This window comes from Serratia fonticola (genome assembly GCF_001006005.1).
In the GTDB taxonomy this organism is placed as follows: domain Bacteria; phylum Pseudomonadota; class Gammaproteobacteria; order Enterobacterales; family Enterobacteriaceae; genus Chania; species Chania fonticola.
In genome coordinates, this window is the sequence record NZ_CP011254.1 from 4,629,774 (window position 1) to 4,644,832 (window position 15,059).

General features: G+C 51.9%; 13 protein-coding genes. 8 read left to right on the forward strand and 5 right to left on the reverse strand.

Annotated features, from left to right (window positions below):
- Nucleotides 1-50: 50 nt before the first annotated feature.
- Nucleotides 51-638, forward strand: coding sequence for a TetR family transcriptional regulator (locus WN53_RS20545; RefSeq protein WP_024486800.1), 588 nt, complete (start codon nt 51-53; stop codon nt 636-638).
- Between the two features lie 127 nt (nt 639-765).
- On the opposite strand, the gene WN53_RS28270 is transcribed toward WN53_RS20545, so the two are convergent.
- Nucleotides 766-2,126, reverse strand: a protein-coding gene (locus tag WN53_RS28270) for an IS3 family transposase (protein ID WP_099049969.1) whose coding sequence is annotated in 2 segments (ribosomal slippage) — nt 766-1,631 and nt 1,631-2,126 — 1,362 coding nt in all. Because the reading frame shifts where the segments join, the coding sequence is not laid out codon by codon here.
- Between the two features lie 85 nt (nt 2,127-2,211).
- Complete coding sequence (locus WN53_RS20560; protein WP_174469090.1) at nt 2,212-3,468, reverse strand: MFS transporter; 1,257 nt, start codon at nt 3,466-3,468, stop codon at nt 2,212-2,214.
- Between the two features lie 144 nt (nt 3,469-3,612).
- Between WN53_RS20560 and WN53_RS20565 the strand changes: the two genes are divergently transcribed.
- Both WN53_RS20565 and mlc read left to right on the forward strand, forming a co-directional pair.
- On the forward strand, nt 3,613-4,515 hold the full coding sequence (locus WN53_RS20565) for a LysR family transcriptional regulator (protein ID WP_024486679.1): 903 nt from the start codon (nt 3,613-3,615) through the stop codon (nt 4,513-4,515).
- Between the two features lie 143 nt (nt 4,516-4,658).
- Nucleotides 4,659-5,876 (forward strand): sugar metabolism global transcriptional regulator Mlc, encoded by a 1,218-nt coding sequence (gene mlc / locus WN53_RS20570; protein WP_024486678.1) that lies wholly within the window; start codon nt 4,659-4,661, stop codon nt 5,874-5,876.
- Nucleotides 5,877-5,932: 56 nt separating this feature from the next.
- Here mlc and WN53_RS20575 read toward each other — a convergent pair whose 3' ends face one another.
- Nucleotides 5,933-6,856 carry a LysR family transcriptional regulator gene (locus WN53_RS20575; protein ID WP_024486677.1) on the reverse strand — a complete coding sequence of 308 codons (924 nt, stop codon included), beginning with the start codon at nt 6,854-6,856 and terminating at the stop codon, nt 5,933-5,935.
- Nucleotides 6,857-7,149: 293 nt separating this feature from the next.
- Here WN53_RS20575 and WN53_RS20580 point away from each other — a divergent pair, with 293 nt between their 5' ends.
- From WN53_RS20580 to bioD, 4 genes are all read left to right on the forward strand, one after another.
- Nucleotides 7,150-8,277 (forward strand): MFS transporter, encoded by a 1,128-nt coding sequence (locus tag WN53_RS20580; protein WP_390901738.1) that lies wholly within the window; start codon nt 7,150-7,152, stop codon nt 8,275-8,277.
- Between the two features lie 11 nt (nt 8,278-8,288).
- Nucleotides 8,289-9,317: an alpha/beta hydrolase gene (locus WN53_RS20585; protein WP_024486675.1), complete on the forward strand. Its 1,029-nt coding sequence runs from the start codon at nt 8,289-8,291 to the stop codon at nt 9,315-9,317.
- A gap of 150 nt (nt 9,318-9,467) precedes the next feature.
- The gene (locus WN53_RS20590; protein ID WP_024487026.1) at nt 9,468-9,815 is read left to right on the forward strand and encodes a cyclophilin-like fold protein; all 348 of its coding nucleotides are present in this window, start codon (nt 9,468-9,470) and stop codon (nt 9,813-9,815) included.
- A 246-nt stretch (nt 9,816-10,061) separates the two neighbouring features.
- Nucleotides 10,062-10,742 (forward strand): dethiobiotin synthase, encoded by a 681-nt coding sequence (bioD, locus tag WN53_RS20595; RefSeq protein ID WP_024487027.1) that lies wholly within the window; start codon nt 10,062-10,064, stop codon nt 10,740-10,742.
- Here bioD and clcB read toward each other — a convergent pair.
- Complete coding sequence (gene clcB, locus WN53_RS20600; RefSeq protein WP_024487028.1) at nt 10,730-12,010, reverse strand: voltage-gated ClC-type chloride channel ClcB; 1,281 nt, start codon at nt 12,008-12,010, stop codon at nt 10,730-10,732. The two genes, bioD and clcB, sit on opposite strands and share 13 nt — an antisense overlap.
- A 107-nt stretch (nt 12,011-12,117) precedes the next feature.
- Here clcB and WN53_RS20605 point away from each other — a divergent pair, with 107 nt between their 5' ends.
- Nucleotides 12,118-13,248 (forward strand): RNA-guided endonuclease InsQ/TnpB family protein, encoded by a 1,131-nt coding sequence (locus WN53_RS20605; protein ID WP_046808494.1) that lies wholly within the window; start codon nt 12,118-12,120, stop codon nt 13,246-13,248.
- Between the two features lie 159 nt (nt 13,249-13,407).
- Here WN53_RS20605 and WN53_RS20610 read toward each other — a convergent pair whose 3' ends face one another.
- A complete protein-coding gene (locus WN53_RS20610) occupies nt 13,408-14,778 on the reverse strand; it encodes a cytochrome-c peroxidase (RefSeq protein WP_390901740.1) in 1,371 nt (456 codons plus the stop codon).
- Nucleotides 14,779-15,059: the final 281 nt, after the last annotated feature.

The following is a 15,059-nucleotide window of genomic DNA, read 5'->3' on the forward strand; positions in this document are numbered from 1 at the left end:
CTATAGTATGATTACGCGACAACCACAACCGATAGTTAAGAGAGTAAAAAATGGCCTGGGATACTGAAGGGACGAAACGTAAAATTCTGCAAGCAGCGATGGTTGAATTTGCCCAGTTTGGCCCGAATGGCACTACCCACGAACGGATCGCCAGGCAGGCAGGAGTCAATAAAGAACGTGTTTACAATTACTTTGGCGACAAGCCGGCGTTATTCGCAGCCGTGTTACGCAATGAACTAGCCAAGGTGGCACTGGCTGTGCCTGTACAATCCTTTGCTGTTGAAGATATTGGAGATTACGCGGGGCGTGCTTATGACTATCACCTCGAAAACCCTGAGCTTAGCAGGCTTATGCGCTGGGAAGGACTAACTTACGACGGAGAGGTGCCGGACGAAGAACTGCGACGTGAATATTATGGTTATAAGGTTCAGGCCGTGACCGATGGGCAGCACCAGGGAGTTGTTACCCGGGCCCTTGACGCCGATCACTTGGCTTTTCTGATATTGGCTCTTGCTGGATGGTGGTCTGCAGTACCACAGGTCGCGCGTATGTTAACGGGGCCAGACAGCACTGAAGAGCATGCCAGACGGAGAGCTTCTGTCGTAGAGGCTGCCCGGCGCCTGGCGACAGCCCCATAAAATGAATGTTGGAAAAAGCACGGGTAATACCCATTAAGCAAAATCATGACAGTAGTGTTTCTCAGTCATAATAAGCGCAGAAGGGGCGCTGCATTGAACTGACCCCAAGAAGTTGGACGGTTTAAAATTAAGCAACCATCAAGGCCTGCGTTCTGTACTCCACAGGGCTCAGGCCTTTGAGCTTCTGCTTGATACGTCGGTTATTGTAGTAATCTATGTACATGCCTATCTCTTCAGACAGGTGTTCCACACTCTCAAAGCGTTGTAAATAATACAGTTCAGCTTTCAGATGGCCAAAGAAGTTTTCCATTACCGCATTATCCAGGCAGTTACCCTTGCGAGACATGCTCTGTTCTATCCCATTTTCCTGCAACTGATGCTGATAAGCCGCCATCTGATAGTGCCAGCCTTGGTCACTGTGCAGCAACGGCTTTTCTTCCGTTTTTAGCGTACTGAGCGCCTTATTCAGCATCGTTTTTACCAGGCTGAACACCGGTTTACGGGACATCTCATAGGCGATGATTTCACCGTTAAACAAGTCGAGTACCGACGATAAATACAGCTTTTCATCCGCGACACGGAACTCCGTGATATCGGTCACCCACTTTTGGTTAGGCCCTTGCGCGGTAAAATCGCGCTGCAAGGTATTCGGGGCCACTTTACCGACATGTCCCTTGTACGAACGGTACTTTTTACGGCGAACGGGCGATTTCAATTGCAGTTCAACCATCAGTTTTTGCACGGTTTTATGATTTAGCACAGCCCCCATTTTTCGAAGAACACTGGTCACCCGGCGATAGCCGTAACGGCCTTTATGCTCGTTAAAAACAGCCATTATTTGCTGCTTGGTTTCACCATACTTATCCGGTGCTTGATGGCTTTTACAACAATAGTAATACGTACTGCGCGGCAGTTTTCCGGCCCACAGCAAAGCATCCAAACGGTGTTCTGACCTCAATGCACTGATTATTTTTGCCCTTTTCGACGAGTCTGGGCTTCTTTCTGTTGCATCAAGGCTCTCAACTTTTTTATGTAAGCATTCTGTGCGCGTAAAAACTCGATTTCCTCCCGCATCTCTTCGGGTGTCAACTCATCAGGCGATTTATCGGCATGGGGGGTTTTGGGATGCTGACGCATTCGGCGACTTCGCTTATTCAGGTTGAGGGCTTCAGCCCCATTCTCCCGATAGAGTTTAATCCAACGCTCCACAGTAAGGTAACAGGGAATATCGAATTTGGCGGCGACTGTCGCTGAAGAGAGTGGATTTGAAAGCGCGAATTCAACGACAGAGAGCCTGAAGTCAGGCGTGTAATGTGGCTTGCGTCCTACCCGCAGCCCTTGTTCCCCATGGTGCTGATAAGCGGCGATCCATCTGCGTAGTTGAACATGGGCAATAGAAAATGTCTTGGCGGTCTGTTTTTGACTGCCGAGTCCGGCAAGATAGTGCCGGACCGCGTCAAGTTTGAACTGAAGTGAATACTTCATCAGAACTGCACCTCCAAATGTCAGATGTTTGTCCAACATTTGGGGTTCAGTTCACATGTGCGCCCCTTGGTTTTCCCTGAGCAGGATATTAAATACGCGCGGCTTCCGGCAATTTCTTCAGGTAGTGGCCAACCAGCAGGGCCAGCAACAGCATCACGCTGATAAAAGCAACTACGCCGCCCCAGCCAAAGTTATGCCAGAACACGCCGCCCAGCGTACCGGCAACGCTGGAACCCACGTAATAACAAAACAGATAGAGCGAAGAAGCCTGGCCTTTGGCCCGGCGTGCGCGGCGGCCAATCCAACTGCTGGCAACCGAGTGGGCGGCAAAGAAACCGGCGGTGAACAGCATCATGCCAATAAAGATCACAGTGACAGGGGCCAGGGCGGTGATCAGTATCCCGATCAGCATAATGATAATGGACGCCAGCAGCACCGGGCCGCGGCCAAATTTGGAGGTCAGGGCACCCGCTTTGGGGGAACTGTAAGAACCGGTGAGATACACCACCGACAACAGGCCCACAATTGCCTGGCTGAGATGATAAGGATCGCTCAGCAGGCGGTAGCCAATGTAGTTGAACATTGTCACAAAGCTGCCCATCAGCAGGAAACCTTCGGCAAACAGCAGCGGCAGCCCCTTATCGTGCCAATGCAGCTTAAAGTTAATCAGCAACGTTCTTGGCCGCAATGAACTGGCGCGGAAGTGCTTGGAGGCGGGCAGAATGCGCCAGAACATGCAGGCCGCCGCCAGGGCGAACACCCCAATCACCGCCAGTGAGATCCGCCAGGAGAAGAAATCGGTGAGCACCCCGGTCACCAGACGCCCACTCATCCCACCGATCGAGTTGCCGCTGATATAAAGGCCCATAGAAAAGGCCACGAAGCTCGGGTGGATCTCTTCGCTCAGATAGGTCATACCGACTGCCGCAACCCCGCTCAGCGAAAGCCCAATCAACGCCCGCATCACCAAGATTCCGTGCCAACTGGTCATGAAGGCACAAATCAGCGTACAGATCGCCGCCAACAGCAGGGCCACCACCATCACCGACTTACGGCCGATAGCATCTGACAGCGGGCCGGTAAACATCAGGCCGATGGCCAACATCCCAGTGGAGAAGGAGAGGGAAAGGCTGCTCTCCGCTGGGGAGATGCCAAAATCTTGCGAAAGCACCGGTAAGATCGGTTGCACACAGTACAGCAGCGCAAAGGTAGCCAGCCCGGCAGAGAACAGCGCCAAGGTCACGCGCATAAACTGCGGTGTACCGCGTTCGATGTAGGGGAGTTTATTCAGCGTGGTGCGTTTGGTTGTTGGGGCACTGTCAGGGGCTGGCAGCGTTTTTGGCATACTGGCCGCAGAACGCGAAGCGGTTGTCACAGCGGTTCCTTACCGGGTTCGGGAGATGAAAAATACGTCTTGAATCACAAAATCATAGGGAGCTGTCAGTTTTTTGTCTAATATATTAATCATCCTAATTAAGATGTTTAAAGTATGAATATCGAGCTCAGACATTTGCGTTACTTTGTCGCCGTCGCCGAAGAGTTGCATTTTGGCCGGGCTGCAGAACGGCTACGGATTTCCCAGCCGCCCCTTAGCCAACAAATCCAGGCACTCGAGGATATGGTGGGTGCGCGTTTGCTTGCGCGCAATAACCGTAACGTCAGCCTGACCCAGGCGGGTGAGATGTTCTTGAAAGAAGCCTATCAGGTGCTTGCCCAGGTCAACCGGGCAGCAGAGAAGGCGGCGCGCCTGGAGCGTGGCGAACTGGGTGAACTGACGATTGGCTTTACCTCTTCGGCTCCGTTTATCAGCGTAGTTTCCCGTAGTTTGCGAGCTTTTCGCCAGTTATCACCGGATGTGCATATCAAAATGCGCGAGGTGAACACCAAGCAACAGCTTGAGCCGCTGCTCAACGGTGACCTTGATCTTGGGGTGATGCGCAATACCCGCTTGCCGGACGCGCTGCAGCATCAGTTGTTATTACGCGAGCCCTTACTTGCCGTGGTGCCGAATGGCCATCCGCTAACCCTAAAGGCACCAGGCACGCTGCGTTTCAGCGATTTGGCCCAGGAACCCTTTGTGTTCTTTTCCCGTGAAGTGGGCACCGCGCTGTACGACGAAATTCTGGCATTGCTGGCCAATGCCGGGATCGCGCCTTACATCACGCAAGAAGTGGGGGAAGCGATGACCATTATCGGTCTGGTCGCTGCTGGGTTAGGGATTTCCATTTTGCCGATGTCCTTTGGCCGAGTGAAGATCGATGGGGTGACCTATCTCCCTTTAGCCGAGCCGGAGGCGATGACCGAGGTCTGGTTGGTACATCATCGCAGCAGGCCGTTATCGGCAGCGGCCAAGGCGTTAATGGCGCTGATGCTCGAGCCCAAAGCTGTGTAAATAAGAGGCGTTTTTAGCGGAAAGCTCGGTGAATTTGTGCTGTTAATCACATAACGAATCAAATAGTTGACGCTGTATTCCAAAAGCCCCACCATAGCCCCTAATCTTTATTTAGAAGCGCGAAAAATAGCAGGAGCGGGTGTGTGATTGCGGATGGGCAGCCTGGGCATATTGATCAGATCAAGCAAACCAATGCAGGGGCAGTTTACCGGCTGATAGATCGGCTGGGACCGATTTCGCGCATCGAATTATCCAAGCGGGCACAGCTGGCGCCTGCCAGTATCACCAAGATAGTGCGTGAACTGCTCGAAGCGCATCTGGTTAAAGAAACCGAATATCAGGAAGTGGGCAGCCGTGGCCGACCGGCCGTTGGCCTGGTGCTGGACACCGAAGCCTGGCATTACCTCTCTGCACGCATCAGCCGAGGCACCATTACCCTGGCGCTGCGCGATCTCAGTAGCAAGATGGTGGTTGAAGAACTGCTGCCGTTAAAAGCCGAACATCCCGAGCCGTTATTACAGCGCATCGTTAGTGAAGTAGAGCAGTTCTTTATCCGCCACCAAAGCAAACTGGAACGTTTAACCGCCATCGCCATCACGCTGCCCGGCATGATTGATACCGCCGCGGGTATTGTTCACCGCATGCCGTTTTATGACGTCAACGAAATGGCGTTGGGACCCGCGCTAGAGACACTGACGGGCTTGCCGGTTTATGTTCAGCATGATATCTGTGCCTGGACGATGGCAGAGGCGCTGTATGGCGCATCCCGTGGCAGCCATAACGTCATTCAGGTCGTCATCGATCATAACGTCGGCGCAGGGGTGATCACCAATGGACGCGTACTGCATGCGGGCAGCAGCAGCGTGGTGGAGATAGGTCACACACAGGTCGATCCATATGGTAAACGCTGCTATTGCGGCAACCATGGTTGCCTGGAAACGGTCGCCAGCATTGAAAACATGTTGGAAATTGCCCAGCAACGTCTGGGAGGTTCGATGTCCTCCATGCTGCATGGCGCGCCATTGACAGTGGAATCGCTGTGCGATGCGGCTTTGGCTGGCGATCAGTTAGCCAAAGATATTATTCTTGGCGTCGGGCACAGCGTCGGGCGCATCGTGGCGATCATGGTCAACCTATTCAACCCGGAAAAAATCCTGGTAGGTTCACCGTTGAACCGTGCCGCAGAAATCCTGCATCCGGCGATTGCTTCCTGCATTCGTCAGCAATCCTTGCCTGCTTACAGCGAGCATGTTCAGGTTGAATCCACCCAGTTCTTCAACCAAGGCACCATGCCGGGAGCCGCACTGGTGAAAGAAGCCATGTATAACGGTTCTTTGTTGGTGAAATTGCTACAAGGTTGATTTAGCTGTCTTCTTTCACGCTGTGGCGTTAACTGCACGGGAATTGGATCCCAAAACTACACTTCCAGTCTCTCGTTGGCGGGTTTGCGTTTTCGACCGATCCTAAGAGCTTCAAGGACCAGTGAGAATGCTGGAGAAGGCTGTTTACGACTGGGATAATACAGGTAGTAGCCGGGGAAGGGTTTGCACCATTGCTCCAGCACACGCACCAGATTACCTTCTTTAATATGTGTTCCAAATTCTTCTTCTGGCAAAAAAGCAATCCCGTGTCCTGCAAGCGCCGCAGCAACAATATGTTCAGAGGTATTGAAAATGAGCTGTCCGCTGACGCGAACATTAAGATTCCCCTCATCCTGATCAAAATCCCAGATATACAAGCCCCCAGACCTGACCATACGTTGATTTATGCACCTGTGTTGCGTCAACTCATGGGGGGTGTTGGGTACAGGATAACGTGAAAAATAACCCGGAGATGCCACTGCGGCCATACGTAAATTGGGCCCGATGGGTACCGCTATCATGTCTTTATCAATGGTGTCACCCAGTCGAACGCCCGCATCAAAACGATCTGCCACGATATCGCGAAAACCATGATTCGCGTCGAACTCGATATTAATATCCGGGTACTCATGCAACAGCGGGGTCAGCTTTGGCAGCAGGGTACTGTGTAAAACATTTGGCCCGCAGGTGATGCGGACTGTACCTGCAGGCTTATCGCGCAGCTCGGTCAGCATATCCAGTTCAGCTTCAATCTCATCGATGCGATTACCTATAGCCAGTAGCAAACGCTCCCCGGCGGAAGTTGGCGATACGCTACGGGTGGTACGCGTCAGCAGGCGAATTTGCATACGTTCTTCAAGTGCGGAAATCGCCTGGCTGAGTGCAGGCTGCGTTACGCCCAACTGAGCTGCGGCACGGGTAAAGCTGCTTTCACGTGCGACCGTGACAAAATAGAGCAGGTCGTTCAGGTTGCGTTTCATCAGGTATGGCCCGTCTCATTAATAAGCTACAGTTATAAACCTATTAAGCATTCATTAGCTAGTAATGATGCGCCCTGAGTGTAAAATTTCCAGCAACAGATTATTAAGCGATGGTAGATAAACGCTGTTGCTCTTTTCATTTTTACTTTCCTGACGTTATTCCTGCGAATAGCGTTCGGCCGCGGTTTACCTGAAAACTGCCGGGGATTATTCGGGAGCAGCAATTTATGCCCATATTGTCGAACGATCTATCACTTCACAAAGAACGCGCGTACTGGAGCGGAGTTTTCGCCATGACGTTGTGCGTCTTTGCGCTCATTGCTTCGGAATTTATGCCTGTCAGCCTGCTGACGCCCATATCGGGAGATCTAGGCGTCAGTGAAGGGCTGGTTGGGCAGGGGATCGCTATTTCCGGCGTGTTTGCGGTACTGACGAGTCTCTCCATTTTTACACTGGCCGGAGGTCTCAATCGCAAGACATTACTGTTGAGCATGACCGCGTTGATGGCGTTTTCCGGGGCCATTATCGCGCTAGCGCCCAGTTATCTGATTTACATGGTTGGCCGTGCCCTGATTGGTATTGCTATTGGTGGGTTCTGGTCCTTATCAGCCGCTACTGCTCTTCGCCTGGTTCCGCAACACCAGGTTCCAAGTGCGCTGGCCATTTTTAACGGGGGTAACGCGTTGGCAACCGTTATAGCCGCACCACTGGGTAGTTATCTGGGCTCGGTCATCGGTTGGCGAGGCGCATTCTTTTGCCTTGTTCCGGTTGGAGTGATTGTTTTTATCTGGCAGTGGTTCAGCCTGCCTGCAATGACGGCTGATAAAAGCGATAAGCGTACCGGTGTTTTTCGTCTTTTGGCTAACCCGCTTGTGGCTATGGGGCTTGCGGCCTGCGGATTGTTCTTTATGGGCCAATTTGCTTTGTTTACTTATCTACGTCCGTTCCTTGAGAGGGTAACGCAGGTAGATATCACCACGTTGTCGCTTATTTTACTGACAATCGGAGTTGCTGGCTTTATGGGAACCCTGGTGATTAGCGCATTTCTGGCATCAGGTTTTTACCCCACACTCATTGCCATCCCTTTGCTTATGGCTGCTATTGCCGGAGCACTGATCGCTTTTGGTCACAGTATCTGGATCGTTGCAACACTGCTTGGTTTATGGGGCTTAATCGCCACAGCTGCACCCACCGGTTGGTGGACGTGGATCGCCAGAACATTGCCGGAGGATGCGGAGGCTGGCGGTGGCCTGATGGTTGCCATAGTACAACTGTCCATCGCATTGGGCTCCACAATCGGCGGGTTAGCATTTGACCATAGCGGTTATCAAAGCACCTTCACCATCAGCGGCATTTTGTTAGTGATAGCAGCCGCCCTGGCGTTATTGACGTCACGTAAAGATATCCACCAAACCCAATGAGGAATTCTCTGATGAGAAAATTTACCATGCTGTTAGGGCTGTTAATCAGTTCATTTGCGGCAGTTGGCGCCGATATGTCTAACGGAGCTGATAATTTTTACAAAAGCGATAAGGTCACCCAGCAAAAGGTGACCTTTAAAAACCAGTATCAGATGAATGTAGTCGGCAATCTGTTTATACCGAAAGGGATGGATCAGAATGCGCAAAACCCGGCGATTGTCATTGGCCATCCGATGGGGGCGGTAAAAGAACAAAGCTCAAATCTGTATGCCCAGAAACTGGCAGAACAAGGGTTTGTGACACTGGCAATTGATCTTTCCTTCTGGGGAGAGAGTGAAGGAAAACCCGGCCATCTTATTTCTCCGGAAATTTATGCGGATGATTTCAGTGCCGCAGTCGATTATCTGAATACTCAACCTTACGTTAATCCGGAGAAAATTGGCGTACTGGGTATTTGCGGTAGCGGGAGTTTCGTTATCAGTGCTGCCAAAATTGACCCGAGAATGAAGGCCGTGGCCACGGTTAGTATGTATGACATGGGGGCTGCTTTCCGCCAAGGTCTTCATCATTCCGTTACGCCTGAACAGCGTAAAGCATTCATTAAATCTGCAATAGAACAACGAGCTGTTGAGTTTAATGGCGGAGACATTGCTTATATCCCAGGCACCGTTAACCAGCTTGATGATTCAACGCCTGCAATTCAACGAGAATTCTTCGATTTCTATCGCACGCCGCGAGGTAGTTTTACGCCACAGGGTGAGAAAGAAGAGCTGACAACTAAACCGATGTTGAGCAGCATTGGGAAGTTCATGAATTTCTATCCGTTCAACGATATTGAAACGATCTCGCCACGCGCGATGCTGTTCATCACCGGCGATCGGGCGCATTCGAAAGAATTTAGTGAAGATGCTTACAAACGTGCTGGACAGCCAAAGGAGTTGTACATCGTACCAGGGGCAGGCCATGTCGATCTGTATGACCGTAGCGACATGATCCCTTTTGCCAAGCTGACGTCGTTCTTTAAGGCTAACCTCAAATAATGTCCAAAGCCGCACCCTGACGGGTGTGGCTACTCTTTTCTGGGTTACCGTATGAAATATCAGAGCACTTTAATACCGGGTCTCCTGCTGGTTTGTTCCTTTGCAGGTCATGCCGACATGAACATTAACCCGTCCCTAAAGGAGAGCCCGATGACGGTTAAAATGAACATTGATGACCAACAATTTGAGGTCATACTTCACGACAATCCAGCGGCTAAAGCATTTGTTAATACTTTACCATTGCAACTTGGCATGGAAGAGTTGAATGCTAATGAGATATTTGCCGACCTTCCTCATAAGTTGCCTTCAAGCCCTGTACGGCCAGGGACCATTCATGCAGGCGATCTCATGTTGTACGGTACGCAAACGTTAGTGTTGTTCTATGCATCATTTGAGTCTTCCTACCGCTATACCCCCATCGGGAAAGTTATTCATCCAGAAAACCTTCCCGCTATGGTGGACAAAAAGAAAATAGGGGTCAGGTTCAACGACCATTAAAACAACGGTAGTTAGAACCCTGAGTCATGCCGATACGAGGCATTTGGCGACACAAAAAACTGGGTACGCTTTCGTTCCATTGACCTTGATACCCCTTATCAGTGTTTCTTATTATTTACCGCCAAAAGATTGAGCTACCTCAAGCCCCCGTTGAGTTGCATCCCCTAGACTTTTCCCGTAGGACGACTCTCGTCGTGATTTACGGCGATTTTTTAGGTTAACGAGGCATTTCAAGGCAATCTATTCATGTTAAAGCGTTTATTTGTTACAGGCACGGATACCGACGTAGGTAAGACAGTGGTTTCCCGCGGTTTATTGCAGGCTTTCGCCGCGCAAGGTCGCTCAGTGGCGGGTTATAAGCCCATTGCGGCGCGCTGCCAGGAAACCAGTGAAGGCATCCGCAATCGAGACGCTTTAGTTTTACAGGCCTCTTCCTCACTGCCGCTGTCCTATGACGAAATCAATCCGATCACCTGTCTGGATGAGGTGTTTCATGCCCATGCAACTCAGGATATTGATTACGGACTGATGAGCCGTGGTTTGCATCATCTCGCCGCCAAAGCCGACACGGTAGTGGTAGAGGGTAGCGGCGGCTGGCGGGTATTGATGAACGATCTTCGTCCTTATGCCGAGTGGGTGGTACAGGAACAGCTGCCGGTTATCCTGGTGGTCGGGATCAAACTGGGCTGTGTCAGCCATGCGCTATTGACCGCACAGGCAATTATTAACGATGGCTTACCATTGCTGGGCTGGGTGGCTAATCGAATCAACCCCGGTTTAGCCCACTATGCAGAAACTATCGATGCGATGCAGCAGCGTATTCCAGCTCCATTGCTGGGTGAGATCCCATATCTGCCGCGTGCGGAACAACGTGAGCTGGCACAGTATCTGGACGTTTCGCAGCTGGTTGATCATTACGCATTGTGATAAACCGACTGTGGGCGTAGCCCGCGAGCAATGGTAGTGGCGATAACGCAAGCCAACAGAATGCCTGGCAGCAGGGTATATTCCCCGGTCATCTCAAACACCATTAATGCCGCCATAATGGGCGCATGAGTGGTGGCAGCCAGCAATGTCGCCATACCGGTCAGTGCCAGCAGAATGGGCACTGCAGTACCCAGCTCTGGCCACAGACCAAACATCTGGCCCACTACCGAGCCCAATGCGGCCCCCACGAATAACGTCGGCGTGAACACGCCACCAGGTGCGCCTGATCCACTACTGGCCAACAGGGCTAACAGTTTGCAAATCAGGATCGCACTGACCAGTAGCATCCCCGGTGGTGCCGAGAGTAGAGACTGCACCACGCTATAGCCATTTCCCCAGACTTCGGGATATAACAAGGAAAGCAACCCGACGATCAGCCCGCCAAGCGCCAGCTGTAATGGCGGTATGAGGTTGAGCGAGCGAAATGCCCGGCCGCTGGCCGCCATTGCCCACAGAAACAGCGGGCCACAAACTCCTGCCAGTATGCCCACCAAAGCCATTAACAGATACTGCACCGGCCAGGGAGCAGCAAGAGGCTCCACGATGTAGAGCGGAGCCTGGCCACCGTTCAGCAGATTGGTCATCAGCAGCGCGCTTACGGCGGCGATCACTACTGGGCCAAGCGAGGCCAGCATCAGCGAACCAAACAGGATTTCCGCGATAAACAGGCTACCCGCCAACGGGGCATGGTAGGCGCTAGCCATCCCGGCTGCGGCAGCGCAAGCCACCCACAATTTCCATTCTTTCGCCGGGGTAAAGCGCTGGGCAAATACTGAACCCACCAACGCCCCCAGCAGGATCATCGCCCCCTCGCGGCCAATGGTGCTACCGCTGGAAACCACCAACAGCGAGGCCAGGCATTTTATCAGGCTGGCGTTAACGGCCAATCGACCGTCACCGGCTTCAATCGCTTCCATATAATCTGTTGGAGCGATGGGTTTTTGATGTTGGTAACGCTGGTAGATCCACAACAAAAAGCCAGCGGCCAATCCCCCCAATGCTGGCGTCAACGCTCTCCGCCATCCGGGCAGTGCAGCGGCAGCGGCCACCAAACTGCCTTCATCGTGATCCAGCAACAACCATTCAAGCCCGAACATGGCACGGTGAAATAACCACACGGCCAGCGCAGCACAAATGCCGAGCAGGATGGCAATAAACAGATGGCGCAGCAGGGCGCGATAGTGGTGCAGAGGGACCAATTGATTCATCAGATTGCCTCCGGGAAACCTCGGTCTTTAGGCCGGGGAGGAAAGGAGGCGGTTTTCAAGCTAACTTCTTTTTGTCTTTTCACTATAACTCCTGTAATTTTGTACATATGAAACGCGCCTACAAATATCGGTTTTATCCAACACAGGATCAGATTGAGTTTTTAGCTCACACCTTCGGCTGTGTGCGTTTTGTCTACAATTCAGTTCTTCGCTGGCGAACTGATGCGTACCGCGAACGACAGGAGAAGATCGGCTACATTCAGGCCAATGCCCGACTAACCGCCCTAAAAAAAGAGCCTGAATTTACCTGGCTGAATGATGTTTCCTGCGTCCCGTTACAGCAGACTCTTCGCCACCAACAGACCGCCTTTTCTAACTTCTTTGCGGGGCGTGCCAGGTACCCGACATTCAAAAGCAAACACCACAAACAATCTGCTGAATTTACGGCGAGTGCCTTTAAATACCGCAACGGCACGCTGTACATGGCTAAAAGCACAACGCCACTCCATGTTCGCTGGAGTCGTGAACTCCCCTCGACACCTTCAACCGTCACCATTTCCAAAGACGCATCAGGTCGATATTTTGTGTCCTGTTTGTGCGAATTTGAACCAAAATCACTGCCTGTTACCGCAAAAATGACGGGCATTGATATGGGTTTAAAAGATTTGTTCGTCACAGATAGCGGATTTAAAACCGGCAATCCCCGCCACACGGCGAAGTACGCGAAACGTTTAGCGTTGTTACAGCGCCGATTGAGCAAGAAGCAAAAAGGTTCAAGGAACCGTGCTAAAGCAAGATTAAAAGTCGCAAAGCTCCACGCTAAAATTGCTGATTGCCGAATGGACAGCCTGCATAAGTTGTCCCGCAAACTGATAAACGAGAACCAAGTTGTTTGCGTTGAATCCCTGAAAGTGAAAAACATGCTCCGTAATCCCAAACTGTCGAAAGCGATATCCGATGCCGGATGGGGTGAATTTGTGCGGCAGCTACAGTACAAGGCGAAAGGGTCTGGACGTTCTGTCGTTACCATAGATCAGTTTTTCCCGTCCTCAAAACGCTGTAGCTGTTGCGGCTTCACCATGGAAAAAATGCCACTTGATGTTCGTCACTGGCACTGCCCTGAGTGCGGAGCTGAGCATGATCGAGATATCAACGCGGCGCGTAATATCAAAGCTGCCGGGCTGGCAGTGTTAGCCCACGGAGAGCCTGTAAATCCTGAATCGCAGCACGCGGCTTAGGTTCGGCTCTGTGAAGTGGGAGTCCTCGCCCTTTAGGGCGGGGAGCAGTCAAGTGTCGGCAGATGATGAAGAATAAGAGGTTCAGGTGGGCATTGTGCTTGTCTACCCACCTGAAAACCAGAGAATCTTTATCAGAACCCTGGTGTTGTGGCTACCGTATCAACCGCCCGGGGGCGTGGCAGGCTGATATTTACCGCTCATGCCTTCCAGCAGCGCGACCAGATCCTTGATATCGCTTTCTGGTAGGGTAACGCCGACCTGATAGGTCAGCATATCCTTGACCGCCTGATGCAGCGAAGTCACGCTGCCGTCGTGGAAGTAAGGGGCGGTTTGGGCGATGTTTCGTAACGTCGGGGTTTTGAAGCGATGACGATCGCTATCATTTTTAGTGACATTGTAACGTCCAAGGTCGGCTTCGGTGGGGTTACCGCGAGCGGTAAAGTAATCTGCTTTCAGCCCCATGACCTCATAGGACTGGCCCCCAAGGTTGACCCCGGTATGGCAGGTGCCACATTTGTTTTGCTGGAACAGTTGATAGCCGTGTTTTTGCTGCGCCGTCAGGGCGTCGCTATCGCCTTTCAGGTAACGGTCAAACGGGCTATCTGGCGTGATCAGCGTCTTTTCGAACTCGGCAATGGCGTCGGTAATGTTATCGCCGGTGACGCCGTTAGCATAGACGCGCCGGAAATCGGCCTTCAGCAAGGCGTCCTGATCCAGTTTAGCGATGATTTCATCCCAGGATTCGGAGGCCATCTCGATCGGGTTCATCGGCGGGCCACCAGCCTGGGCCTGTAAATCTGCCGCTCGACCATCCCAGAACTGCGCCATATTGAAGGCCGCATTAAACACCGTCGGTGCGTTGATTGGCCCAACCTGATCGCCAACCCCCAACGATGAGACGCGACCGTCCACGCCACCTTCGCCCAGCTTATGGCAGTGGGCACATGAGATGCTGTTATCTTTCGATAGGCGCGGATCGTGGAACAACCGGAAGCCCAGCGCCACTTTTTGAGGATCGGTAGGTAGCGAGGATGGCACCGGCTGTAAGGCGGCACCACGTAGTTCGGCTGGCGTATCTGGCAAAGTGTAGAACTGTTCGCGTTGTTGACGGACCCAGCTCAGTAGTTCATTACGATCGCCGTCGCTGACGTTTCCGGCCCAGTGGACCATCTTATACAGTGGCGGTGGCATCTCCTGGTTTTGCAGCACGGCTTCCAGCTTGGCCAGATCGACTTCAGGTACCGCGGTTTTTTGTTGCAGAGCAGTGCGGGTAGCATCGAGGTTAAAATGCTGATTTCCACTGAGGATATCCTGCGCCATAATTTGTTTGGCGATCGGCAACTCGGCATAGAAGGGAAGCTGAGCCGAGTTGGAGTGGCAATAGTCGCAACCATTGCGGGTTAACAGGGTATCGATTTGATTGCTGGCAACGACGGGGTTACGCTGTTGATCGTAATGGTAGACATAGCCGACGGTCCCCAAATAGCCGACGACGGCGGTAACGGCACATCCCAGAATAATTTTTTTAATCATGTTCTCGCTCCAATGAGTTGACTGCCAAAAAACCCTACATATAAAGAGGTAATAAAAGGGGCAATCGGATTGTCATGGGCTGGGGCGGTTGGCAACTTGATTAAAATCAATCACCATCATTGGTGTACGCTATCGTTCGGATAGGTTTTAACGATGAAGCAGGCGTGGCGTGGCTCTCAGGCTGTTTCTAAGAAATACCTTATTATTCAATTAGGTGACGATTTATAGGTGACGCCGTCACAATTAGTTCGATTGGTGCGTTGTTGCGGGATTTTGGT

What these genes read in the sequence shown, in the direction of transcription:
- WN53_RS20545 (WP_024486800.1), top strand. Translation starts at nt 51, where the DNA reads ATGGCCTGGGATACTGAAGGGACGAAACGTAAAATTCTGCAAGCAGCG.
- WN53_RS20560 (WP_174469090.1), bottom strand. Translation starts at nt 3,468, where the DNA reads ATGCCAAAAACGCTGCCAGCCCCTGACAGTGCCCCAACAACCAAACGC.
- WN53_RS20565 (WP_024486679.1), top strand. Translation starts at nt 3,613, where the DNA reads ATGAATATCGAGCTCAGACATTTGCGTTACTTTGTCGCCGTCGCCGAA.
- WN53_RS20575 (WP_024486677.1), bottom strand. Translation starts at nt 6,856, where the DNA reads ATGAAACGCAACCTGAACGACCTGCTCTATTTTGTCACGGTCGCACGT.
- WN53_RS20580 (WP_390901738.1), top strand. Translation starts at nt 7,150, where the DNA reads ATGACGTTGTGCGTCTTTGCGCTCATTGCTTCGGAATTTATGCCTGTC.
- WN53_RS20585 (WP_024486675.1), top strand. Translation starts at nt 8,289, where the DNA reads ATGAGAAAATTTACCATGCTGTTAGGGCTGTTAATCAGTTCATTTGCG.
- WN53_RS20590 (WP_024487026.1), top strand. Translation starts at nt 9,468, where the DNA reads ATGACGGTTAAAATGAACATTGATGACCAACAATTTGAGGTCATACTT.
- bioD (WP_024487027.1), top strand. Translation starts at nt 10,062, where the DNA reads ATGTTAAAGCGTTTATTTGTTACAGGCACGGATACCGACGTAGGTAAG.
- clcB (WP_024487028.1), bottom strand. Translation starts at nt 12,010, where the DNA reads ATGAATCAATTGGTCCCTCTGCACCACTATCGCGCCCTGCTGCGCCAT.
- WN53_RS20605 (WP_046808494.1), top strand. Translation starts at nt 12,118, where the DNA reads ATGAAACGCGCCTACAAATATCGGTTTTATCCAACACAGGATCAGATT.